We start from the raw sequence: 23,219 nt of genomic DNA on the forward strand, positions 1-23,219 counted from the left end.
GGAGAACATGACAGGATGCAGTTTTATTAGCCTTAAGCGTGTCGCCCACGAACGATGTCTTCTCGAGAGGTGGAACTCCGGAGTACGGTCGGGGGATTCACGGCGAGCGGGCGGCTCCACACGCTGAGCGTCTGGTTCATCCTCGCGCTCAGGCTGATGATGGGGCTGGCGTTCTTCCAGAGCGGACTCGACAAGGTGCTCTCCGGGAGCTTCAGCGCCGGCGGCTATCTGACGGGGGCCACCCCGGCGAACGGGAGTCCGGCCGCGGACCTGTTCGTGGCGATGGGGAACACGCCGTGGTTCGTCGAGTTCGTGAACGTCGCCGTCCCGTGGGGCGAGATACTCATCGGGCTCGGGTTGATCTTCGGCGTCATGACGCGCTTCGCCGCGTTCTGGGGCGCCTTCATGATGCTCCTGTTCTATCTCGGGAACTGGGACATCTCGCATGGCTACATCAACGGGGACTTCGCGTACATGCTCGTCTTCCTCTCGGTCGCCGCGTTCGGCGCCGGGCGGATCCTCGGGCTCGACGCGTACATCGAGCAGTACGAGGTCGATGGGCGACCCCTCGTCGAACGCTACCCGTGGCTCCGGTACGTCCTCGGTTGAGGTGGCCACGACTGATTCGGGACCACGATGACCTGTCGTGGAAGGAGTATGCGGAGATGAGAGCGACGCCGGCGACTGAGCGAACGTCGGCCAGGTTGCGGACTTCCAGGACTCGGATTCGACACTTCGATGGGATGGACGACGTGTAGTCTGACTACCGCTACTACGCTCACCCTCAGTAGCACTGACAATAGGGCTATCCACTCTCATCGCGTGCTAATTCCCATGTCGAACCGCTCCCCCCACTCCTCGAACGGCGATCCACGTCGGAACGTCACCGGGACGTCCCGGCACTACGGCCCGTTCGTCCTTCGCAACCCCCGGTGTCAGTTCGTCCTCGACTTCCTCCGGCGGACGCGTCAGCGCTCGCCCGTCCACGTCACCGATCTCATCGACGAGTACCTGACCGCCGAGGTCGGTCCGATATCGAGCGACGAGCTCCCGGCCGTTCGAAGTGATCTCTACCAACTGTTCTCACGACACTGCCTCGTCCAGATGGAGGAGGGCGGGCTCGTCACCTACGACAGGTACCACGATACCGTGAAGCTTCGATAGGGGGCGGTGGACCACTCCCGGTACGGCGGAGAGCCCGACCGTATCCCCTTTCGACGGAGGAGGGCCGGCCGTACAATGCGACGCTACGGCCGACCGAGGAGGGCGTTCTGGAGGACGTGCAACACGAACGCGCCGAGATACGCGGCGGCGATTCCTATCGTGATCGCCGATCGACCGAGCACGGCGATCGCCACGATGACAAGCGGGCCGACGAGCAGCAACCCGTCGAACACCCGGTCCTTGGCTCCCGACTCGAACACCAGTTCGACGACCGGGAGATCGCGGACGTTCATTGGTACAGCCCCCCGCGACTGAACAGCGTTCGGAGCAGCACGAGCACGGGAATGATCTCGAGCCGCCCGATCCACATGTTGAACAGGAACATCACCTTCCCCAGTGTGGGCATACTCGGCCCCGTGATGCCCGCGGAGAGCCCGACGTTGCCCTGGGCGCTGGCGACCTCAAAGACGATGTTCTCGAGCGTGTACTCGCCAGCCGGGAGGATGGTGAGGAAGACGAACATCCCCAGCCCCAGGAACACGAACCAGAGGAAGGCGATGATCGCCGCCTCCTCGAATTCCCGACTCGCCTCCTCCTGCGTGAGTCGGCGGCCGTCGATCTTCAGGCGGCGGACGGCCGACTCGGGGTAGAAGACGTCCGAGATGCGGTGCCGGATCCCCTTGAGGAGGGTCGCCAGTCGGATCAGCTTGATGCCGCCCACTGTCGACCCGGCGGCGGCCCCGACCACCATGCCGAAGGTCACCGTGAGTTGCGCCTCCGCCGGCCACCGACCGAGCGCGACGTTCGTGGAGTCCACGGCGGTCTGGAACCCAGTACAGGACATCGCGGAGACGTACTGGAACAGCCCGTAGCGGAACGCCGTGAACGCCGAGTCGTACGTGCCGTTGAAGTAGACCATCGCCGTGAGGAGGATCGACCCGGCGCTGAAGAAGCCGAAGATCCACCTCGTCTGGAGGTCCGCGTACAGGTTCCGTAGCTCACCCCGCAGCATGAGGTAGTGGACAGGGAACGCGATGCTCCCCAGGATCATCACCGGAATGAGCGCGAAGTCGATGGCCACACTGTCGTAGGTCGCGATCGAGTTGTCCGTGATGGAGAACCCGCCCGTCGAGAGGCCCGTCATGCCGTGGTTGATCGCCCCCCAGATGGGCATCCCGGCGAGCCAGAGGATCAGGATCGAGATGAACGTGAATAGGATGAAGATCCACCAGATGGACCGAACGGTCGAGACGATGCTGGGGTGGATCTTCTCCGAGCGCGCCTCGCTCTCGTAGAGGGTCAGCGACCCGCTCCCGGGGCGGGCGAGGATCGCCGTCGTCAGGACGATGACGCCGACGCCGCCGATCCACTCGCTGAACGTCCGCCACCACTGGAGGGTTCGGGGCAGCACCTCTTCGTTGTCGGTCATCGTGAGGCCCGTGCCCGTGAACCCGCTCATGCTCTCGAACAACGCGTTCAGCGGGCTGGTGAAGGCCGCGAGCGTCGAGGTCTGCGCTGGGGTGTTCAGCACGGCCGGCGCGAGTTCGACGGTCCACGCGATCAGGAGGAACGGAGTCGACCCGAAGACGCCGACGCAGAGCCAGCCGAGCGCGGCGATGATCATCCCGTGGAGCTTTCCGGGGTACTCCGCCTCCCGGAACACAGACGTCATGCCGTACCCGAGCACGAACGGGATCGCCCCGGACACGAGCAGTGGCGGGATCGCGTAGTACTCCCCCCAGACGACGGGAACGAGGACGGAGACGAACATCAGACCGGCCAGTGCCTGGAGGATACGACCAAGGTCCCGCCCGATCGTTTCCGTGGCCGCGTTCATGTATCTCCGACTGCTGCACCAGGAGGCATATACACGGCGGAACGACGACGGGATCCCGGTTCGAGCGTATGACTCATACTACGCTTACAGCCGCCGGTGATGGTTACGCGTTGCATCGGTGGCTCCTCAGTCGAGTCGGTCTTCGTAGTGGCCGAACACGTCGGTGAGCTCCGGTTCCGCCCCGAATCCCGAGTACACCGTCAACAGGTCGCCGGCTTCGATTCTCGTACTCCCTCGCGGTGTGATTGGTGGATCCTCCCCCTCGCGCTCGATGGCGACGATCAGGACGTCGTCGGGAATGATCTCGTCGTCGGCCGCTTCGATGAGCGTCTTGCCGGCGATGGGGGCTTGCGCGGTGACGCTTATCTCGAACACCTCTGCCTCCTCGCCGATGCGCATGTAGTCCACGATGGCGGGGCGGGCGACCGCCCGATAGAGGTACTCGGCGATGAGCTGCTGGGGGTTCTCCATCGTGTTGACGCCGATCTGTCGGAACAACCCCATGTGCTCCGGGTTGTGAACCACCGAGAGGATCGCGGGAATGTCGAGTTCCTTCGACAGCAGGCAGATCATGATGTTGGTCGCGTCCTGATCGGTCGTGGAGATGATCGCGTCGGCCTGCTCGGCGCCGGCGTCCTCGAGCGTCTCCTTGACCGTCGCGTCGGCGTTGAGGACCAGACAGTCGTACTCGCCCGCGATTTGGTCGGCTTTCTTCGCTTCGCGCTCGATGACGACGACCTCGTTCCCCGAGCGTGTGGCGACGTCGATGAGTGGGGTGCCGATATCACCGGCCCCGACGATGATAATATACATTCTCCTGTTCGTTCTTGGCCGGCTGAGGAAAGTGTATCGAACTCGCATCGAGATTGTCCGGGTCTGAACGAGGGGCGAGATAATTGCCCATCACGCAATTTGGCTGGGGGAATATTAAGTAGTCGAACTTCGAAGGGATAGTATGGACGACGAGGGGTCAGATACAACTGAGCGTCTTCCGGACGACCTGCTTGCGGTCGTTCGGGCGCTGGACGAGGGGGAACTACGGGCGCTGATCGACTTCGCCCAGGACCGGCTCCGGGAGGTTCATCCGGCCATCTCGGACCGGATCGACGAGAACAGTCATCAGGAGATCGTTCAGGCCGAGGAGGGCCAGGCCAAAGTCCTGCGATACGAACCGCTCGACGATGACCAGCAGGAGGTACCCGTACTCTACCTCGTCACCGAGGAGCCCACCCCCGAGGGCGATACGAGGCTCCACTGGACGTACCTGGGACCGGCCGAGGACAGATACGGTCAGACCAGCGGGGAACTCGACTGACCGGGTGTCACTCGTCATCGCTTCCGACTCCGAGAGGGACGGTTGCCGCCGAGTGAGCGGAAAGTGTTTGTATTGATTCTTCCCCATTCAAGGATATGGACTATCGGCTCGACGAGATCGACAAGCGGGTCATCTATCGGCTGATGGAGGACGCCCGGAACACGTCGGCGCCAGACATCGCGGAGGAGGTGAACGTCTCCTCGGGGACGATCCTGAACCGCATCCGGCAGCTCGAGGAGTACGGCGTCATCACGGGCTACCACATCAACGTGAACTTCGAGCGCGTGGACAAGCGGCTAACCAACCTCTTCGTCTGCACGGCGCCGGTGGCCGAGCGACCGAACGTCACCACGAAGCTCACCCAGATCCCGGGCGTCACGAACGTGCGGGAGCTGATGGCCGGGAAGCGGAACCTCCACGTCGTCGCCGTCGGGACCGACATGGACGACATCGCGCGGATCGCCCGCGCCATCTCGACGTTCGACGTGGAGATCGAGTCGGAGAACCTCCTCCAGCAGGAGCTGACCGAGCCGTACGCCCCCTTTGGCCCGGAGAACGGCACGGGGAACCGATCGCTCACCGACTTCATCAGCCTCGCGGGCTCGGCACAGGTCGTCGAGATCACCGTCGACGGGTCGTCGTCGCTGGCGGGCCTCTCCTTGGAGGAGGCGAACGACGAGGGGCTCCTGGAGGACGGCGTCCTCATCATCGCGATCGAGCGCGACGGCACGATGATCACCCCCGACGGGGACACGTGCATCGAGGCGGACGACGTCATCACGCTCTTCTCGCAGGAGGAGCTGTCCGCCGACCTCGTCGACCGCTTCAGCCAGCCCTCGCTCACCGAGTGACCTGCTTCGACTCGTTGGGTTTGTCGAGTCGATCTTTCCTCCCGCCCCGGAAGTGCAACTCCGGATACGCCCGTCGCGTGCGTGACGCTGGACCAGTATCACGCCGACGCCGTCGGCTGGAACGATTTCGGGCGGGCGGCGGCCCCCCGCCACGCGCTCGGGAACCGAGTCGATCGAGGCCGACCGGGCTGTCTTCAGAGGTCGCGCCAGCTGTGTTCCGGCTCCCAGCCGAGTTGCTCGCCCGCCTTGTCGATGCTGATGAGCGACTCCGTCCCGGAGAGGTCGCCGTGCTCGGCGTCGGGGTAGTACTCCTCGGCGAGCGTCGCGGAGTCGACCTCGGCGGTCGTGTCGGCCGCGACCGCCCAGTAGGCCTCGTGGCCGTCGTGGTCGGCCTCGAGGGCCGCCCGGGCGATCGTGGCCCCGTCCTCGATGTGGAGATACGAGAACAGGGTGCTCCGGGTGGTGTGGTGCCACGCGTCCGCCAGCCCGTCGAGCGTGCGGTCCTCCCCCGCGAACGACTCCCGGAGTTCGTCCTCGGTCGCGACCCACGGGTAGCGGAGCGAGGAGACGGTCGGGGCGTCGGGGAGGCGGCCGAACCCGTCGCCGAGCGACTCGGTCGTCTCCTTGCCGAGCGCGTACGGGTCCCGCGGCGTGAGCGGGTGCGCCTCGTCCACGGGGAGGTACTCGACGTGGGTCGGCGCCTCCTGGTAGGCGGCGCCCATCACGTTGATGCTCGACGGGAGGACGACCGATTCGAGGTCCAGTTCGTGCGCCGCCTCGAGGACGTGGTACGCGCTCATCGCGTTGCTCTCGTAGGTGACGTGGCCGGGGTGGTCCGTCGGACCGGGGATCGTCCCCATGTGGACGACTGCGTCGACGTCGGCGACCGCGAACGAGCCGTACACCTCGCCCGCGTCGAGGAGGTCGGTCGTACGGTACTCGTCGGCGACCTCCTCGCGGCGCTCGCCCCGGGAGACGTTCACCGTCCGGTAGCCGCGGTCGGAGAGGTGCGCCAGGATCGCCTCGCCGATCTTCCCGTTGCCGCCGGTGACGGCGACCGTGTCCAGGCTCACGTTCCCCACTTCCGGCGCGGGGGATTAACAGTTGATGGCGTGTCCGTACCCGGGCGGCTGCCAGCCGGAGAGGATCGACGTGATCGGGGGAACGACAAGGCCTAAGCGGTCAGTCGCCGAGTCCCTGACCACTCAGCAATGGATCTCTCCCTGGTCCTGCCGCCCGAACCGGACGAACGCTGGGACCTCGCCAGACAGGCCGGCGTCGAACACGCCGTCTTCCACTCGCTCGAACTCGGCGACGGCTCCCGCCCGTACGAGTACGACGAACTCCTGCGGCTCGTGAACCGATACCGCGATTACGGCCTCGAACCGGCCGTCTTCGAGGGGAGCGTCCCGGTCACCGACGCCGTCAGGCTCGGCACCGACGGGCGCGACGCCGAGATCGAGCGGTTCGAGACGCTGCTCCGGAACCTCGGCGAACTCGGCGTCGGGGTCGTCTGCTACGACTGGATGGCCGGCCTTCGGTGGGCGCGCACGTCTACGACGGTCCCCGCCCGCGGCGACTCGCTCACGACGGCCTACTCGGACGAGCAGATGCGCCGCGGCCCGACCCCCGCTGCGGCGCGGAACACGACCGCTGCGGACCTCTGGGAGAACCTGGAGTACTTCCTCGAGCGCGTCGTCCCCGTCGCCGAGGAGGCGGGTGTGAAACTGGGGCTCCACCCCGACGACCCGCCCATCGGCGACGTGCGCGGGATGCCCCGCATCGTCAACAGCGTCGAGGCGTACGACCGCGTGCTCGATATCGTCGACAGCGAGCACAACGGGATCACGTTCTGTCAGGGCAACTTCGCCGCGATGGGCGTCGACGTCCCCGAGACCGTCCGTCACTTCGGCGACCGCATCAACTTCGTCCACTTCCGGGACGTCGAGGGGCCGGCGGACGACTTCGTCGAGACGTGGCACGACGCGGGACCGACCGACATGGCCGCGGCGATCGACGCCTACCACGACGTGGGCTTCGACGGGCCGATCCGCCCCGACCACGTGCCCACGATGGCCGGCGAGGACAACTCGGTCCCCGGCTACCACATCACGGGGAAACTGTTCGCGGTCGGGTACATGCGGGGGCTCATCGAACGCTCGGCCGCCGACGAGTGAGCCGGGGCGGCCGGGCCCGTCCGGTCACCCATCGTTAGCCGGCGCCGGCGAGAGCGCGCCCGACTCGACCATCGCCTCGAGCGGGTTCCCCTCGATGTCGGCCGGTAGGTCGACGCGGCCGTGCCGGCGGACGGACTCGTAGCCGGCGAAGAGGATCTCCGCAGTGTTGAGGCCGATGCGTCCGCTGGTGATCGGCTCGCGATCCTCCTCGAGGCCGTCGATGACCTCCGCGGCCGAGCGGTCCTGGAAGCTCGAGCCGAAGCGGTCCGTCTCCGAGCCAGTGCGGTGCAGGCCCTCGCCGTCGACGTTGACCGCCTCGCGCTCCCCGTCCCGTTCGAGCTCGAGCATCGGGCCGTCGTCGGCGTCGATGCGGACGGTCCCGCCCGTCCCGCGGAGCAGGAACGCGGCGTCACAGAAGTCGCTCCCCTCGCCCGACGAGAGGACGCCGTACACGCCGTTGTCGTACCGCCACTGGGCCCACATCTGGTTCTCCTGGTGCGAGCCGAAGCGGCGGTCCTCCGTGCGGTAGTCGAGCGCGGCGAGCACCCACTCCGCCGAGCGGTCCCCGTTGAACATCCCCGCGAGGTCGACGGTGTGGGCGCCGAGGTCGTAGAAGTCGCCCCAGCCGATCTCGACCCGCCGGAGCGACCCGATCTTACCCTCATCGACGAGCCGCTTCGCCTCGGTGAACGGCCTGCCAAACCGCCGCTGGCGGTTGAACGTGAGTTGGACGCCGCTGCTGCGGCACTCCCGGACCATCGCCTTCGCGTCCGGCAACGTGGTCGCCATCGGCTTCTCGCAGTGGATCGCGTCGGGGACGCCGCTGTGGGCACAGCCGACGACGACGTCGCGGTGGATCGCGGGCGGGACCGCGACGCTCGCCACGTCCGGGTCGAGTTCGCGGAGCATCGTCTCGTAGTCCCGGTACACCGCGCCGTCCGGAAGGTCGAACTCCTCGGCGAACGCCGCGGCGTTCTCCGGGGCGACGTCCGCACAGCCGACGACCTCGCAGCGGTCGTCGGCCTCGAACGCCTCGGCGTGCCGATACCCCATCGCGAACCCCTGGACCGTCGGGTTCGCCGGGTCCGGCCCGGTTCCGATGACGGCCACTGAGTAGGTGGTCATTCTTCCGTGCGTATCCTGACTGCCCGATAAAAATCGGTTTCGGTCCGCCCGACCCGCCAGCGCCCTGGTGCGGGCTACCAGTGAGCGGCGACGACCTCGTCCGCGTGCGAGAGGGTCTCGTAGGAGTCGGGTCGCTCCTCCGCCTCGTAAATCAGCCAGTCGACGCCGTGCTCGCGGGTCGCCGCGACGATCGCGTCGACGTCGAGGTCGCCCTCCCCGACCTCGACGACGTCGCCGGTCCCGGCGTCGTAGTCCTTGAGGTGGACGAGGCCGAGCCGGTCGGCGTACTCGTCCAGCAGCGCGAGCGGGTCGTACCCCGCCGCGCCCGCCCAGCCGACGTCGAGTTCGAGCCCCACCCCCTCGCCGGCGTCGGCGAGGTGCGCCAGCGCGGGCTCGCCGTCGAGTTCCCGGAACTCCTGGTCGTGGTTGTGGTAGTGGAGCGACAGCCCGCGGGCGGCGAGGTCGTCGGCCGCCGCCGAGAGTCGGACGGCGGCCGCCTCGACGGCCTCGGTCGACTCGAAGTGCTCCGGGTCGAGCCACGGCACGACGACGTCCTCGTACCCGAGGCGGCGGGCGGTCTCGGCGACCGGCTCGGGGTCCGCCTCGATCTCCTCGAGTCCGACGTGCGCGGCGGCGGCTTCGAGCCCGGACCGATCGAGGGCGTCGGAGACCGCCTCGACGCTCGCGTCGCCGATGCCGGCGAACTCGACGCCCTCGAACCGCGTCCCTCCGACCCGTTCGAGCACCGTCGGAAGCTGGTCACCGACGGCGTGCAGGCTGTACAGTTGGATGCCGATGGCTGTCATGGCTACCCCGACAAGACGCGGCTCAATAAGCCCGGTGTTCGCGCGGGTGGGGCGGCACGTCGGGCGGGTTCGATCGCCCCTCCTGCGTTTCGACGACCCGCCCGCGGCCGCACTACCCGTGGCTCGCCGGGAACCGTCGGTTCGCCAGGTCCATCGGGTCTGCCTCCCCGGCGGCGAACGGTCGGAGGTGGAACTCGAACGTCGCCGCTTCCGGTTGCACCTGGTACTCGTCGTACGGTTCGACGGGGGTGCCGCCGACGCCGGAGACGCGGTGGTCGAGGTCGAACCCGACGGAGCCCCGCGGTTCCAGTTCGTGCTGGTAGTCGGCCTCGGCGAGGTTGGCCCACTGCTCGAGGTTCACGTTCATCGACTCGTCGGTCGCGGCGCCGAGCAGACCCACCTCGCCGTTCGAGAGCGCCGCCCAGCGCGTGTCGGCCTTGTTCCCGTTGTCCGTCGGCGGCAGGTAGGGGACGTACTGGTCCTCGACCGACCCGGCGTACCGACCGACGTCGACGCCCCACTTCCGGTCGGGGTACGTCTCCAGCGGCCCGCGGCCGTACCACTCGAACTCGGAGAACTCCTCGGGGAGCTCCATCCGGAGCCCCACCTTCGGGAGGTAGTCGGTGACGATCCTCCGGAGCTCGTCGTTCGGGTCCGCGTCGACGCCGACGGTCACGTCGCCGCTGCCGAACACCGCGTAGCTGTACGCCGTCCAGAAGCCCGCGCCGCGCTCGGAGGACTGACTCTCCTCGAACTCGTCGAACTCGTACCAGCGGACGGCGCTCTCGGGCGGCGAGTCGAAACCGTCCGCGACCTCGTCGGCCGTCAACGCTCGGTCGTACAGCCGCGCGGAGTCGATTGTCGTCGCCGTGTAGCGGCCGGTGTTCTCGGAGTTGTGGCCGACGTGGACCGGGAACTCGGTCCCGTTGACGCCGGACGGCTCGTAGGCGCTCGACCCGACCTGCTCCCCGTCGAGGTAGAGCCGGAGCTCGTCCGCCGTACAGACACCCGTGAGGGTATGCCAGTCATCACCGAGGTCGTCCGGGACGGGTGCCCGCACGGTGTGCCAGCCGTCCGAGTAGACGAACAGCTCGAAGTCGCTCCCGTTGACCTTCAGCCCGTACTGGTGGTCGCCCTTGGTGACGAGGGGGTTGTGATCGCCCGTCTCGACGCCCCCGAACGTCGCGCTGATCGTGAACCCGGGGCTGGTGAAGTTCACCCCCGACCCGCTCCCCGCGTCGACGTAGTCGTCCTCGCCGTCGAGCGCGAGCGCCAGCCCGGACCGGCCGTCGACGCGCTCGGGGTCGCCGTGGACGATCCCGTCGCTACCGCCCGTCCCGTCGGGCGTCGTCAGCGTGGTCCGCGGGCCGCGCCCCTGTGCGAACCCGGTCACGTCGACGCGGACGAGCGCGTCCGCGGGCTGTGAGACGTTCACCGAGTCGACCTGGTGGTCCAGCGAGTCCAGTCCCGCCTCCTCCCAGCTCGACGCCTGTTCGCTCCCCCACGCCTGCACCTCGTTCATGATGGGGGCGCGCCAGGCGTCGAACAGCGGGCCGGCGTCCAGCAGCTCGGCCCCCTCGTACCGCATCGAGGAGAGCGTCCCGGCGTCGCGGTCGAACGTGTACTCGAACCCGTCCCCGGCGACGCCGACCGACCCGTCGTCCTCCGAGGTCGACAGCGCGGGGAGCTCCGCGGGGTCGACCGTCGGCGCGTCCGGCGCGTCGACGGGCACGTCGAGCTGGTCGCGGGCGACCCGGTGGCCGGCCTCCGCGTACGCCCTCGCCTCGGGATCGACGAACGAGACGTTCAGCCGGTACTCCACGCCGGGATCGGGCTCCTCGGGCGACTCGAACGGGACCGAGACGCGCCGGGTCTCGCCCGGGGCGAGGTCGAGGTCGAGCGTCCCCTCGTCCACCGTCTCGTCGTCGGCGACGAGCTCCCAGCGCCCGTCGAGCGCGCTCAGGTCGGTGAAGGAGAAGTGGTTCGTGATGTAGACGTCGCCCTCGGCGAGTCGCCCCGTGGGCGCGACCTTGACGGGTTGGTGGCTGTGCTTGAGCTGGTCGAGTTCGGGCTGGGTGCGGCGGTCGGACCAGACCAGCCCGTTCAGACAGAACGGGTTGCCGTCGTAGAACCCGTACTCGACCGACTCGCCGTCGACGGTCGTCGTCCGGGTCACGTCCTGGTTGACCCAGTCCCAGACGAACCCGCCGCCGAGGCTCCGGTCGCGGAGCAGTCCGTCGAACGTGTAGCGCAGCACCGCGCCGTCCTCGACGGAGGCGGGGTCGGCCGCCTCCTCGGCCGACAGCGCACGGTCGAACGCATGAACCGCGTCGACGGTGATCGACGCCTCGCCCCCCGACCCGTCGTCGGACGCGGGGCCGGCGCCGCCGAGTCGGAGCGGGGCGCGTCCGCGGAGGAACCCACGGGGCGCGCGGTCGGTCGCGACCACCCGCTCGCCGTCGAAGTAGACGCGGAGCCCGTCGTCCGTGACCACGAGGACGAGCGTGTGCCACTCGTCGGCCGAGAGCCCCGGGAGGTCGGCCGACGTCGCCCGCCCCCCGGTGCCGACGACGAGCCGTCCCTGGTCGACCGCGAGCACGTCCCGCCCGCCCGCGGACAGGAGCTCGCGGGTCGTGTTCGGCCCGACCCCCGTGGAGGTGACGGCGAACGTGAACGAGGGAGAGCGGTCGAGGTCCGCCCGTTCGACCTCGATGTGGTCTCCGTCCCCCAGCGTGACCGCGCCGCCCTCCCGGCCGGCTTCGACGGTCGGCGAGCCGACGAGGACGCCGTCGGGTCCCTCGCCCGTCCCGTCGCGTGCCCGACGGACCGGCGGCTGGATGTGCTCGTCCCACATGCGGTGGACGAGGCCGAGGCTGTTGCCCATCGCGTGGTTGTACTCGCCCATCACGACCGGGCGCTCGCCGTCGCCGATGCCGGAGCCGTCGGCGACCGAGAGGAGGCCGTCGAGGTCGGGGTAGCGCGGTCCGAGCATGTCGCTGTACTCGACGTCCCACCCGCCGCCGTTCGGCTGGTGGTACAGCAGTTGGTCGGGTGCGAGTCCCTCGACGCCCCCCGAGTAGGACTCGACCGGCCCGACGCCAGTGACGTCGCTCGTGTCCTCGGGGATGTGCTCGGGCGAGTCCGCGGCCAGCGCGGCCATCGCCAGGTGCTCGTCGCCCGTCCCCGCCTCGTTCCCGGTCGACCACGAGAAGATCGAGGCGTGGTTGCGGTCGCGCAGCAGCATGCGCCGGAAGCGTGCGACCGCCTGGTCGTGGTAGGCGTCCGTCGAGGCCAGCAGGTCCTCGAACCAGTGGCTCTCGACGCAGACCTCGTCCTGGACGTACACCCCGTACTCGTCAGCCAGCCGGAGGAACGTCGGGTCGTTGGGGTAGTGGGAGGTGCGCACCGCGTTGAGGTTGAACCGCTTCATCAGCTCCAGGTCGGTCCGCATCGTCTCGACGGGGACCGTCCGCCCGGTGTCGGGATCGGTCTCGTGGCGGTTGGTCCCCCTGACGTTCACCGGTTCGCCGTTGACGAGGACGCGTGCCCCGGGCTCCCCCCGCGTCGCCTCGAACGAGCGGAAGCCGACCTTGTCGAGCATCGCCTCGGTCGGCGACCCCCCGGACGGGAGCAGTTCCAGCACGACGGTGTAGAGGTTCGGGTGTTCGGCCGACCACTTCGCGGGATCCCGGACGTCGGTCTCCATCGTCACCGCGTCGCCGTCGGGTCCGACCGTCGTCGTGGTCGACAGCGTCGCCACCGGCTCGTCGGACGGGCCATCCCTCGACGAGTCCTCCGACGCCCCCGGGCCGGACGGCTCCTCGCCCTCGAACAGGTGGGCGCGGACGGTGTAGGAGCCCTGCGGCTCGCCCGTGAAGTTCGCCAGTTCGGCGTCGATGCGGAGGTGGCCGTCCTCGTAGTCGTCGTCGAGGCCCGACCGGACGTGGAAGTCGCGGAGGTGGACCGACGGCGTGGAGAAGAGGTAGACGCTCCGGTAGATCCCGGCGTAGCGGAACATGTCGATGGTCTCGATCGCCTCGCCGTCGGAGAAGCGATACACCTGGACCGTGACCTCGTGGTCGCTCCCGGCGGAGACGTGCTCGGTGATGTCGAATTCGCCGGGGGTCATCGGCCCCTGCTGGAAGCCGACGTACTCGCCGTCGACCCAGACGAAGTACGCCTGCTTGACCCCCTCGAAGTGGAGGAAGACCTCCCGGCCGTCCCAGTCGTCGGGGACGCTAAACGAGCGCCGGTACGTCCCGGTCGGGTTCGTGTCGGGGACGTCGACGCCGCCCTCGGCCCTGGGGTCGAGTTCGCCCTCGAGCGGCGGGTCGTACTCGGTCCACGTGATGGGCGTGTTCGCGTAGATGTACTGGTCGTACCCCTCGGTCTGCCAGACGCTCGGGACGTCGATGGACTCCCAGTCCCCGTCGGCGTACTCCCCGGGTCGGTCGTCCGGGCGCTCGTAGAAGCGGAACTCCCACTCCCCGTTCAGGCTCCGGAAGTAGTCGGACCCCGCGAACCGCTCCTCGAGGGGGGTGAACCGCTCGTCCGAGTCGCGCGCCTGCCGGACGGACCCGTACGGGATGGCGGCCGTGGCGTGGGTCGGTTCGCGCCCCTGTTCGAAGACTGTGGGGTCCTCGATGTACGAGGAGATGTTCCCAACGCGTCCAGGGCCGCCGGATTCCGTCTCCGGGGACGAGGGCGCCCCGTCGGACTGGGCTGTGCCGACGGACGAGGTCCCGGCAGCCAGGGCGCCGAGGCCCGTCGCCTGGAGGAACGTGCGCCTGGAGGTCGTGATCGGCGACGACGTGTGCGATGTGGCCGATGGTCGCGAGCGATCCTTACTCATGAGTCTCACACGCCGGGCGGCGATCGTGATGGTCTCTCCCTCGACGGATGGTAACACACAGTTTGGTGCACATGCGCCCAAATCAACTCTCGGAGGAGGTCATTAATCACATCGCTATACTAATAGGAAATAAGGGGGTTCGACGGGGTTCGGGAACGACGAGTGACCGACTGTCGACGCGCTACGCGGGGTCGAGTCGAACCAGCGACGTGCGCTGTTCGTCGCCCCTCCCCTGGCTGACGGCCGCGTACAGCGAACCGTTCGCCGCGGAGAGCTGACCGACGTGGGTCCCCACCTCGGCGGTGAACCGCGCGGGTTCGACGCGGAAACCGTCCGTCCCGATTCCCCCATCCGGTTTGAGCGCCCGGAGCCGGTCGCCGCCGGTGTAGACCGTGTCGCCGACGATGACCGGTGGGTGGTCGCCGGTGGTCCCGACGTCGACGTGCCACCGTTTCTCCCCGCTATCGGCTGAGAGGGCGTGGAGTGTCCGTCCACCGTCTACGTACACCGTCCCGTCGGCGACGCCGATGCCACCTTTCGCGAAGCCGCCGATCTCCGTGGTCCACTCGATCTGTCCCCGCCTTCCGAGTGCGTACAGGTTGCCGTCGAAGCAGCCGACGAAGGTTCGCCCACCGACGGTGGTCGGGCCACACTGGCAGTAGTCCGGCAACGCCGTGCGCCAGAAGCCATCACCAGTGCTCGGGCTGAGTGCGTAGACGTCACCAGCTTCAGTCGCCACCACGAACGGCACCGACTGGGTACCCGCGATCCCCTGGATCTGACCGAACAACCGGCGCTCCCACTCCACAGCTCCAGTCTCTCCATCGAGTCTGACGATCGTCTCGCCCGTGCCGACGAGCAGTGAGGTCCCGGACCCGCTGACGATCGGCGGCGCGGTGGTGTGTCTACTCGACTCGTGCACCCACCGCTGCTCGCCGGTCTCGACGTCGAACGCGCGGACCATCCTGTCCCCGGCGACGTACGCGGTGCCGTCGTGTACTGCCGGTGGCGCCCAGTACACGGCAACCCGGTTCTCGGGCGCGACCGACCACCGTTCCTCGCCGGTCTCGATATCGAGTGCCAGCACGTCGTGGCTGACCGTCACGAAGGCCGTCTCCCCGGCAACGATGGGTTCGGCGGTGTGCCTTCCGGTCTCGACCCGCCAGCGTTCCGTCACGCCCGACCGGGGGCCCGTCCCGTCGGGAATGTACCGAGTGTGCTGGCGGTCGTGGCCGGCCGTCGGCCAGTCGGTCGCGTCGCCGGCGTCCTTGGCCGCTCGATCGTACCCGCTGTTCGACGAGCAGCCGCCCAATCCGGCTACGCTGGCGGTTCCGATTGTCGCGAGGAGGGACCGTCTGGAGGGCATCTGGTGCTCGCTCTCTCGTCGTCCCTAACTATCCTCTGATTTCACGCTGACAGGAGTCTGAACGAGCTCCCGACGAATGGAGGTACTAGAAATGACGAATAACGACTATAGAAAGTAAATAGATATTTTTCTGGTGGGTCCGCCGGCGTACGCGAACCGGAGAATCCAATCAGCGGACGAGTCAGTGTCTTCCCAACCCGTGCGTCCGAGCTCCGTCGATGTGGGCGTCACGGCTTCGACGAAGCAGCCCCATCGTCCAGACTATTAGCCGAGAGCGGCGCTGTACCCCGATCGGACGCTGTTGCGTCGACGAGGTTCCGATCGAGTGCAGACTCCGAGCCGTCGCCGATCGAGTCGGTGCGGACGGATCGGGCCGACAGATGCGGGAGACGAGGACAGCCAAGACAGTAGCCGAACACCACGACTCATAACAAAAGAAATCATTACGGGTTAGATATAGGAAGGAGAAGATAATAGAAAGGTAGTACTACCTCCGCCGGCCGTGGTGCTGAAGCGAATCGTCCGTCGGTCCGTCGTAGAGTTCCCCGATGCGATCCGGAATCAGGCGTCCTCGACGTGAGTCTCGGCGAAGTAGGCGCGCCCGTTGCGCGGCACGACCTTCGACTCGCTCACGTCGACCGTCTCCGTCGCGACGACGTCCGCGGCAGAGCGGCCGATGCGCAGTTCGTACGAGCCCTCGTGGACGACGAGGTTCATGTCGCGGTCGTGGTACGCGAGCAGGGAGGCGGGGAGCTCGAACGTCACGCGCTTCGATTCGCCGGCGTCGAGCGCCACGCGCTCGAAGCCCTTCAGCTCCTGAACCGGGCGGGCCTGGTCGGGCGACTCGGGGCGGACGTACAGCTGGACGACGTCGCGCCCGGCGCAGTCGCCGACGTTCGTGACCGTGACGCTCGCCGCTACCGTCCCGGCCGGGTCGACGCGGTCGGCCGCGAGTTCGAGGTCGTCGTAGTCGAACTCGGTGTAGCTCAGCCCGTGACCGAACGGGTACAGCGGCGCGCTCCCCGTGTACACGTGGTCGTTGGTCGCCGAGTTGGGTCGGCGGCTGTAGTGGACGGGGAGCTGCCCGACCGACCGGGGAACCGACACCGGGAGGTGGCCGCTCGGGTTGTAGTCGCCGAACAGCACGTCGGCGATGGCCGTGCCGCCCTCCTCGCCGGGGAGCCACGCCTGGAGGACGGCCGGTACCTCCTCGGCGACCCACTCGATGGAGTGGGGCTTGCCGCTGACGACGACGACGACGAGCGGCGTACCCGTCCCGTGGAGCCGTACGAGGAGCTCCTGCTGGACGCCCGGCAGGCCGAGGTCGGTCACGTCCGACCCTTCGCCGCTGGTGGGGAGGCTCGGGTTGGTCGCGTCCGCCTCGTCGGCGTCCAAGAAGTCGACGGCGGAGCGGGCGCCGACGAACGCGAGCGCGACGTCGGCGTCGGCCGCGACGTCCGCGGCCGCGTCGAAGCCGCTCGTATCCGGACCGGTCGTCGTACACCCCTCCTCGTACGGGACGTCGACCCCGACTCCTGCACGCACTCGGATGGCTTCGAGGGGCGTCGTCGCGTCGACCGACACCTCCTCCTCCGGGTAGTGTGCGGGATAGGCGTAGTCGCCCATCATCTCCTGGACGTCGTCCGCCTTGGGGCCGACCACGGCGAGGGTGTCCACGTCGTCGAGCGGGAGGAGGTCGCCCTCGTTCTTCAGCAGGACCTGCGACTCGCGCGCGGCGCGCTCGGTGAGCGCCGTCGCCTCGTCGGTTCCGAACGCGTCGGCCGCGGCGTCCGCGTCGACGGTCGGGTCCTCGAGGACGCCCTTCCGGAGCTTCATCCGGAGGACGCGCCGGACGCTCTCGTCGAGCGTCTCCTCGGCGAGTTCGCCGTTCTCGACCGCCTCGACGAGGTGCTCGCCGTAGCAGTCGGTGGCCGGGAGTTCGACGTCGATGCCGGCCTCGAGTGCCTGCACGCCGGCCTCGCGCTCGTCGGCCGCGACGCCGTGCTCACTCCGCAGAAACTCCACGCTGTAGTAGTCGGAGACGACCGTCCCCTCGAACCCCAGCTCGCCGCGGAGCACGTCGGTCAGCAGCCACTCGGAACTCGCGCAGGGGATGCCGTCGATGTCGTGGTAGGCGTTCATCACCGACTCCACGCCCGACCTCCGGATCGCGGCCTCGTACGGGTACAGGTGCGTTTCGCGGAGCTCCCGTTCGCCGAGATTGACCGAGGCGCGGTTCTTCCCGCCCTCGGAGACGCCGTGGGCGACGAAGTGCTTCAGCGTCGCCGAGATGCCCTCCTCGACCGAGTCGCCCTGGAGCCCTGAGACGTACGCGCAGGCCATCGCCGCGACGAGGTACGGGTCCTCACCGAACGTCTCCTCGACGCGCCCCCACCGGAGATCGCGCGCGACGTCCAGCACGGGTGAGAGCGCGTGGACCGTCCCGATCGCCTCCATCTCGGACCTGATCTGCTCGGTAACCTCGGCCATCAGGTCGGGCTCCCACGTGCTCGCCATCCCGATCGACTGGGGGAACGTCGTCCCCTCGGGGCCCATGTAGCCGCTCAGGCACTCCTCGTGCGGGATCGCCGGGACACCCAGTCGCGTCTCGCCGAGGATCTCCTGTAACTCGTTCGTGATCCGGGCGGCATCGGTCGGGGAGAGACTCCCCTCCCCACCGATGCGGGTGAGGTGACCGATCCCCTCGGACAGGAGTTCCTCGGCCGCCTCGCGGTCGAGTTCGCCGTCGTCGAGTAGCTTCGCCGCGTTGACCGAGCCTAGCTGGGCGGCCTTCTCCCGTAGCGTCATTCGCGAGAGCAGGTCGTCGATGCGTCGCTCTGGCGGCGCGGCGTCGTCGGTGTACGTCGCGCCCTCCGGAACCTCTGCTGTCACAGAGGCCGGGTTCACGGCGCCGCATCTTAACGATTCTGACGGCGTCTGGTATCGCCCCGGACGGGCGACTGTCCCGACTTCGGCGGACACGGTGTCGCCCGGAACGGTCCTATCCGGGCGGCCGAGGGGAAGGTTCAACTAACCCGGCCAGGACTGGAAGCGCATGTCGATCGGAGTCTGCTACTTCCCGGAACACTGGCCAGGCGAGCGGTGGGAGCGCGACGTCGAACAAATGGCCGAGGCGGGGTTCGAACACGTCCGGATGGGCGAGTTCGCCTGGGACCGGCTCGAGCCCGAGCGCGGGCGCTTCGAGTTCGGGTGGCTGGACGAGATCCTCGACCTGCTCGCGGAGCACGACCTGACGGCGGTGCTGTGCACGCCGACGGCGACGCCGCCGAAGTGGCTGGTCGACGAGCGCCCCGGGATCCTCCAGGAGACCGCGGACGGGACGGTGAGGGGGTTCGGTGGACGTCGCCACTACTGCTTCAACTCGCCCGCGTATCGCGAGGAGACCGAGCGCGTCGTGTCGGAGCTGGCCGACCGGTACGCCGGCGACCCGCGGGTCGCCGGCTGGCAGATCGACAACGAGTTCGGCTGTCACGACACCGTCCGGTGCTACTGCGACGACTGCGCGGCCGCCTTCCGTGACTGGCTCCGCGAGCGGCACGACGACGTCGACGCGCTGAACGAGGCCTGGGGCACCGCCTTCTGGAGCCAGTCGTACCCGTCGTTCGGGTCGGTCGATCCGCCCTGCGTGGCGACCGCCGACCACCACCCGTCGCGGCTGCTGGCGTACTACCGGTTCGCCAGCGACAGCGTCCTCGACTACAACCGGCTCCAGGTGGCGCTCCTGCGGGACGCGGACGACGACTGGTTCTTCACGCACAACTTCATGGGGAACTTCGGCGACCTCGACGCCCGCGCCGTCGCCGAGGACCTGGACTTCGCCTCGTGGGACACCTATCCGACGGGCGGGTTCGCCCGCGGCGGTGACGCGTCGCTCCGGACCGGCGCGTTCGACACTGTGGGGATGAACCACGACCTCTACCGGGGGATGAGTGACGAGCGCTTCTGGGTGACGGAGCTCCAGTCGGGCGAGAAGGACTACCCTGCCGACAGCCCGCAGCCGGCCGAGGGCGCGATGCGGCTGTGGGCCCACCAGGCGGTCGCCCACGGCGCGGGCGCGGCGCTGTACTTCCGCTGGCGGCGCTGCCGGAGCGGCCAGGAGCAGTACCTCGCCGGGTTGCGGAAACACCACGGCGGCCCCGACCGCGCGTACGGCGACGCGCGCGAGACCGCGGCCGACCTCGCGGACCTCGATCCCGGCCCGGTCGACGCCCCGGTCGCCCTCCTCCACGACTACGAGGACGCCTGGGCGCTCGACATCCAGCCCCGATCCTCCTCGTTCGACTACTGGGCGCACGCACGGACGTACTACAGCGCCCTCCGCCGGCGGGGACTCGACGTGGACGTGGTCGGGACCGACGCGGACCTCGACGGTTACGGCGCGGTCGTCGCCCCGACGCTGTGCCTCGCGGACGCGGCGCTCGCCGACCGCCTGCGCCGGTACGCGGAGCGCGGCGGCTCCCTGCTCGTGACGATGCGGTCGGGCGTCAAGGACGAGTACGACAAGCTCCGGAACGATCCGGCTCCCGGGCCGCTCGCGGGGACCGTGGGCGCGACGCTCGACCAGCGCGAGAGCTTCCCCCGCGACGAGGACGGGCTGGACCTGACGTACCGCGGCGAGTCGTTCGCGTACCGGACGTGGGCGGAGTGGCTCGACGTCGACGGCGCCGACGTCGTCGGCGAGTACGCCGCGGGCGTCGGCGAGGGCCGCGCCGCGATCACGCGGAACCGCGTCGGCGACGGCACGGTCCTGTACAGCGGCGTCTGGCCGGGGGCGGAACTGGCCGACGCGCTCGTCGCGGACGTGCTCGACGCGGGCGGTGTCGAGTGCGCGGACCGCCTCCCACGGGACGTTCGGTGTTCGACCCGAGGAGACGCGGTCTGGGTGCTCAACTTCGCGCTCGATCCGGTGACGGTCCGGGCGGACGGGGACGCGGAGTGGCTCGTCGGGGACGAGGAGGTCCCCCCCGCCGGCTGTTCGGTCGTTCGCGCCCCCCTCTCGGAACTGGCGTTCGAGCGGTAGCCTACCGATATCGGGGTCACGGCCGACGCGCGAACGATCGGCGTAAACCGACGAAACCGGTCCGCGGCATCCGCGGATTTATGGCGGTCTCGGCTGTGACCTCTACCAACGATGGGCTTCCTCGACGAGGACTACCTGCTCGAAACCGACGCCGCACGCGACCTGTACGACGCCGTCGCCGACCTGCCGATCCGCGACCCGCACAGCCACGCCGACGTGGTCGAGATCGTGGAGGACGACGGCTGGGGCGACATCTGGGAGGTGGAGGGCGCCACCGACCACTACGTCTGGGCGATGATGCGAAAACGTGGCGTCCCCGAGGAGAAGATCACCGGCGACGCCTCCAACCGCGAGAAGTGGACCGCGCTGGCTGAGGTGTTCCCCGAGTTCGCAGGCAACCCGACCTACGAGTGGGTCCACCTCGACCTGAAGCGCCGGTTCGGCATCGAGAACCCCATCTCGGCCGCGACGGCCGACGAGATCTGGGAGGAGACCGCGGCGCAACTCGAAGACGACACGATGCGACCGCAGCGCCTCCTCGAGGAGATGGGCGTGGAGGTCGTCTGCACCACCGACGACCCGACCTCGTCCCTGGAGTACCACGAGCGCGCCGCGACCGAGGTCGACGGCACCGACGTCCTCCCGACGTGGCGGGCCGACCGGGCCGTGCACATCGGCCACGGGGACTGGGACGACTTCGTCGACGAACTGACCGACGCGACCGGCATCGACACGGGCAGTCTCGACGGGTTCCTCGACGCGCTCGCGGCCACCCACGACCGCTTCGCCGACCACGGTTGCCGCGCGAGCGACCTGAGCGTGTACGAACCCGTCTCCCGACCCGTGAGCGAGACGCGGGCGCGGCGGATCTACGAGGCCGCTCGCCGGGGCGAGTCCCCGAGCGAGCGCGAGGTCGAGGATTTCGAGGCGTTCCTGCTGGAGTACATCGGCTCGCTGAACGTCGAGAAGGGGTGGGTCACCCAGCTCCACATCGGGCCGGTCCGCGACTATCGCGAGGACCTGTTCGAGCGGCTGAGCTCTGCCGCCGGGGGCACCGTCACGTCGGGCGACGTCGAGATCGCGGAGAACCTCCGCCACTTCCTCAACACGTTCGACGGCGAGGGGGAGATCGTCCTCTACTGCGTCGACCCGACGCACTACCCGACGCTGGCGACCATCGCCCGGGCGTTCCCCAACGTCTGCGTGGGGGCGGCGTGGTGGTTCAACGACAGCCCGTTCGGCATGGAACACCAATTGGAGTACGTCGGCACGGTCGACCTCCTTGCCAACCACGCGGGCATGGTCAGCGACTCGCGGAAGCTCCTCTCGTTCGACTCGCGCTTCGAGATGTTCCGGCGCTCGCTCGCGAACGTCGTCGGTCGGCAGGTCGAGCGCGGCCGGATGCCGATGGACGTCGGACTGGACCTGGTCGAACACGTCGCCTACGATCGACCTGGCCGCCTCTACGGGTTCGCCTAGCTGTCGTCGTTCGCTCCGGGTTATCGCGCCGTTCGGTTAGGTGCGGCCGTCACGTCCGCTCCGACTGTTCGACCTGCTCCGCCAGCATCACCTGCTCCACCTGCTCGCCCTGCTCCGCCCGCATCGCCTTCAGCATCCCGTTCAGGTAGCCGACCGTGTACGCGCGGCCGCGGTGTTCCCAGTCGGAGTCGCCCTCCAGTTTCGGGGTGTGGTCCGGGATCATCATCCCCTCGAAACCTACCTCGTCCAGGAGTTTCAGTACCCCGTACTCGTCGAAGTTTCCCTCGCCGAGGAACGTCTCCCTGAACGAGGGGATCGTCCCCTCGACGTCCCGGAAGTGCACGTAGAACAGCTCGTCGCGTCCGCCGAAGTGGCGGATCACCTCGTTCAGGTCCTCGCCCATCTCCGACCAGCAGCCCAGACAGAACTCCAGCCCGTGGTTGTCGCTCGGGACGAGCTCCATCGCCCGCTTGAAGTTCTCGAAGTTCCGTGCGAGCTGCGGGACGCCGCCGAGCGTCTCCATCGGCGGGTCGCTCGGGTGGAGACACAGTTTGATCCCGGCGTTCTCGGCGACCGGGAGCACCTCGCGCAGGAAGTACTCGTAGTTCTCCCACATCTCCTCCTCGGTGTACTCGCGCCCGTGCGTGAAGCTCGTGTCCGCCTCCTCGGCGTCGAACGCCGACACCCGCGCGCCGCCGCGGACGGTCTCGGTCCCGGTCCGCCAGACGCCCGCGGGCGCCCAGTGGTACCCGAAGATGGGGATGCCGGCTTCCCCCATGTTCCGGATCGTGTTCTTGAGCTTGGCCAGCTGTTCGTCGCGCCCGGGCCGGCCGAGCATCACCTTGTCGTAGAACGACGTCGGGAAGTTCTCGATGGCGTTCAACCGGAGGCCGTGGTCCTCGATCCGCTCGCGCAGCGCGACCAGGTTCTCGACCGACCACTCGCCGTCGCCCTCCAGGGGCATCCGCTCGTCGTCGGGCATGTGCTCGTAGTCGGGGTCGTCGTACTGGTACATGTTAAGGAGGACGTCGTCGACCCCGAGCTGTTTGATGAACCGGAGCCGCTCCTCCGTCGGTTCCATGAACTGTCCGAGACCGACCCGCATAGGGAGATCGTCGGGTCGCTCCGCAGCCGCGTCTCCGCCGTCGACGGTAGCCATCGATTTCACTTTCTTCGTGTGCGGTTTTAATGGTATGGTGTATCGGC

Annotated in this window: 17 protein-coding genes; 7 read left to right on the top strand and 10 right to left on the bottom strand. The window is 68.4% G+C overall.

Annotated features, from left to right (window positions below):
• Positions 1 to 54: 54 nt before the first annotated feature.
• Together HUG10_RS16275 and HUG10_RS16280 are read left to right on the top strand one after the other, a co-directional pair.
• Positions 55 to 609 (top strand): DoxX family protein, encoded by a 555-nt coding sequence (locus HUG10_RS16275; RefSeq protein ID WP_179170571.1) that lies wholly within the window; start codon positions 55 to 57, stop codon positions 607 to 609.
• Positions 610 to 834: 225 nt separating this feature from the next.
• Positions 835 to 1,164, top strand: coding sequence for a DUF7344 domain-containing protein (locus HUG10_RS16280; RefSeq protein ID WP_179170572.1), 330 nt, complete (start codon positions 835 to 837; stop codon positions 1,162 to 1,164).
• Positions 1,165 to 1,247: 83 nt separating this feature from the next.
• Here HUG10_RS16280 and HUG10_RS16285 read toward each other — a convergent pair whose 3' ends face one another.
• The 3 genes from HUG10_RS16285 to HUG10_RS16295 all read right to left on the bottom strand — a co-directional run bounded on the left by HUG10_RS16285 (position 1,248) and on the right by HUG10_RS16295 (position 3,814).
• A complete protein-coding gene (locus HUG10_RS16285) occupies positions 1,248 to 1,457 on the bottom strand; it encodes a hypothetical protein (RefSeq protein WP_179170573.1) in 210 nt (69 codons plus the stop codon).
• Complete coding sequence (locus HUG10_RS16290; RefSeq protein ID WP_179170574.1) at positions 1,454 to 3,001, bottom strand: TrkH family potassium uptake protein; 1,548 nt, start codon at positions 2,999 to 3,001, stop codon at positions 1,454 to 1,456. The genes HUG10_RS16285 and HUG10_RS16290 overlap by 4 nt, the downstream gene beginning before the upstream one ends.
• Before the next feature lie 126 nt (positions 3,002 to 3,127).
• Complete coding sequence (locus HUG10_RS16295) at positions 3,128 to 3,814, bottom strand: potassium channel family protein (protein ID WP_179170575.1); 687 nt, start codon at positions 3,812 to 3,814, stop codon at positions 3,128 to 3,130.
• Between the two features lie 142 nt (positions 3,815 to 3,956).
• Between HUG10_RS16295 and HUG10_RS16300 the strand changes: the two genes are divergently transcribed.
• Both HUG10_RS16300 and HUG10_RS16305 read left to right on the top strand, forming a co-directional pair.
• On the top strand, positions 3,957 to 4,316 hold the full coding sequence (locus HUG10_RS16300) for a hypothetical protein (protein WP_179170576.1): 360 nt from the start codon (positions 3,957 to 3,959) through the stop codon (positions 4,314 to 4,316).
• Positions 4,317 to 4,411: 95 nt separating this feature from the next.
• Positions 4,412 to 5,167, top strand: coding sequence for an Lrp/AsnC family transcriptional regulator (locus HUG10_RS16305; protein WP_179170577.1), 756 nt, complete (start codon positions 4,412 to 4,414; stop codon positions 5,165 to 5,167).
• Between the two features lie 194 nt (positions 5,168 to 5,361).
• On the opposite strand, the gene HUG10_RS16310 is transcribed toward HUG10_RS16305, so the two are convergent.
• Positions 5,362 to 6,240: an NAD-dependent epimerase/dehydratase family protein gene (locus tag HUG10_RS16310; RefSeq protein WP_179170578.1), complete on the bottom strand. Its 879-nt coding sequence runs from the start codon at positions 6,238 to 6,240 to the stop codon at positions 5,362 to 5,364.
• A 138-nt stretch (positions 6,241 to 6,378) separates the two neighbouring features.
• Here HUG10_RS16310 and HUG10_RS16315 point away from each other — a divergent pair, with 138 nt between their 5' ends.
• Positions 6,379 to 7,344: a mannonate dehydratase gene (locus HUG10_RS16315; protein WP_179170579.1), complete on the top strand. Its 966-nt coding sequence runs from the start codon at positions 6,379 to 6,381 to the stop codon at positions 7,342 to 7,344.
• 24 nt (positions 7,345 to 7,368) lie between these two features.
• Here HUG10_RS16315 and HUG10_RS16320 read toward each other — a convergent pair whose 3' ends face one another.
• From HUG10_RS16320 to HUG10_RS16340, 5 genes are all read right to left on the bottom strand, one after another.
• Positions 7,369 to 8,469 carry a Gfo/Idh/MocA family protein gene (locus HUG10_RS16320; RefSeq protein ID WP_179170580.1) on the bottom strand — a complete coding sequence of 367 codons (1,101 nt, stop codon included), beginning with the start codon at positions 8,467 to 8,469 and terminating at the stop codon, positions 7,369 to 7,371.
• A gap of 74 nt (positions 8,470 to 8,543) precedes the next feature.
• A complete protein-coding gene (locus HUG10_RS16325; protein WP_179170581.1) occupies positions 8,544 to 9,275 on the bottom strand; it encodes a sugar phosphate isomerase/epimerase family protein in 732 nt (243 codons plus the stop codon).
• A 112-nt stretch (positions 9,276 to 9,387) separates the two neighbouring features.
• Complete coding sequence (locus tag HUG10_RS16330) at positions 9,388 to 14,127, bottom strand: beta-galactosidase small subunit-related protein (protein WP_179170582.1); 4,740 nt, start codon at positions 14,125 to 14,127, stop codon at positions 9,388 to 9,390.
• Positions 14,128 to 14,308: 181 nt separating this feature from the next.
• On the bottom strand, positions 14,309 to 15,493 hold the full coding sequence (locus tag HUG10_RS16335) for an outer membrane protein assembly factor BamB family protein (RefSeq protein ID WP_179170583.1): 1,185 nt from the start codon (positions 15,491 to 15,493) through the stop codon (positions 14,309 to 14,311).
• A 561-nt stretch (positions 15,494 to 16,054) separates the two neighbouring features.
• Positions 16,055 to 18,301, bottom strand: coding sequence for a glycoside hydrolase family 3 N-terminal domain-containing protein (locus tag HUG10_RS16340; RefSeq protein WP_179171120.1), 2,247 nt, complete (start codon positions 18,299 to 18,301; stop codon positions 16,055 to 16,057).
• 247 nt (positions 18,302 to 18,548) lie between these two features.
• Between HUG10_RS16340 and HUG10_RS16345 the strand changes: the two genes are divergently transcribed.
• Together HUG10_RS16345 and uxaC are read left to right on the top strand one after the other, a co-directional pair.
• Positions 18,549 to 20,534, top strand: coding sequence for a beta-galactosidase (locus tag HUG10_RS16345; protein WP_179170584.1), 1,986 nt, complete (start codon positions 18,549 to 18,551; stop codon positions 20,532 to 20,534).
• A 111-nt stretch (positions 20,535 to 20,645) separates the two neighbouring features.
• Entirely contained in the window at positions 20,646 to 22,013 is a 1,368-nt protein-coding gene (gene uxaC / locus HUG10_RS16350) for a glucuronate isomerase (RefSeq protein ID WP_179170585.1), read from the top strand.
• Between the two features lie 49 nt (positions 22,014 to 22,062).
• Here uxaC and HUG10_RS16355 read toward each other — a convergent pair whose 3' ends face one another.
• Positions 22,063 to 23,172, bottom strand: a complete 1,110-nt coding sequence (locus HUG10_RS16355; protein WP_179170586.1) for a mannonate dehydratase — start codon at positions 23,170 to 23,172, stop codon at positions 22,063 to 22,065.
• Positions 23,173 to 23,219: the final 47 nt, after the last annotated feature.

The sequence above is a fragment of the Halorarum halophilum genome (assembly GCF_013401515.1).
GTDB lineage: Archaea > Halobacteriota > Halobacteria > Halobacteriales > Haloferacaceae > Halorarum > Halorarum halophilum.

Excerpts from the sequence above, each read along its gene's own strand:
- HUG10_RS16340 (WP_179171120.1), bottom strand. The coding sequence starts at position 18,301 with ATGACGCTACGGGAGAAGGCCGCCCAGCTAGGCTCGGTCAACGCGGCG.
- HUG10_RS16345 (WP_179170584.1), top strand. The coding sequence starts at position 18,549 with ATGTCGATCGGAGTCTGCTACTTCCCGGAACACTGGCCAGGCGAGCGG.
- HUG10_RS16355 (WP_179170586.1), bottom strand. The coding sequence starts at position 23,172 with ATGGCTACCGTCGACGGCGGAGACGCGGCTGCGGAGCGACCCGACGAT.
- HUG10_RS16290 (WP_179170574.1), bottom strand. The coding sequence starts at position 3,001 with ATGAACGCGGCCACGGAAACGATCGGGCGGGACCTTGGTCGTATCCTC.
- HUG10_RS16285 (WP_179170573.1), bottom strand. The coding sequence starts at position 1,457 with ATGAACGTCCGCGATCTCCCGGTCGTCGAACTGGTGTTCGAGTCGGGA.
- HUG10_RS16335 (WP_179170583.1), bottom strand. The coding sequence starts at position 15,493 with ATGCCCTCCAGACGGTCCCTCCTCGCGACAATCGGAACCGCCAGCGTA.
- HUG10_RS16320 (WP_179170580.1), bottom strand. The coding sequence starts at position 8,469 with ATGACCACCTACTCAGTGGCCGTCATCGGAACCGGGCCGGACCCGGCG.
- HUG10_RS16325 (WP_179170581.1), bottom strand. The coding sequence starts at position 9,275 with ATGACAGCCATCGGCATCCAACTGTACAGCCTGCACGCCGTCGGTGAC.
- HUG10_RS16300 (WP_179170576.1), top strand. The coding sequence starts at position 3,957 with ATGGACGACGAGGGGTCAGATACAACTGAGCGTCTTCCGGACGACCTG.
- uxaC (WP_179170585.1), top strand. The coding sequence starts at position 20,646 with ATGGGCTTCCTCGACGAGGACTACCTGCTCGAAACCGACGCCGCACGC.
- HUG10_RS16330 (WP_179170582.1), bottom strand. The coding sequence starts at position 14,127 with ATGAGTAAGGATCGCTCGCGACCATCGGCCACATCGCACACGTCGTCG.
- HUG10_RS16305 (WP_179170577.1), top strand. The coding sequence starts at position 4,412 with ATGGACTATCGGCTCGACGAGATCGACAAGCGGGTCATCTATCGGCTG.
- HUG10_RS16275 (WP_179170571.1), top strand. The coding sequence starts at position 55 with ATGTCTTCTCGAGAGGTGGAACTCCGGAGTACGGTCGGGGGATTCACG.
- HUG10_RS16295 (WP_179170575.1), bottom strand. The coding sequence starts at position 3,814 with ATGTATATTATCATCGTCGGGGCCGGTGATATCGGCACCCCACTCATC.
- HUG10_RS16280 (WP_179170572.1), top strand. The coding sequence starts at position 835 with ATGTCGAACCGCTCCCCCCACTCCTCGAACGGCGATCCACGTCGGAAC.
- HUG10_RS16315 (WP_179170579.1), top strand. The coding sequence starts at position 6,379 with ATGGATCTCTCCCTGGTCCTGCCGCCCGAACCGGACGAACGCTGGGAC.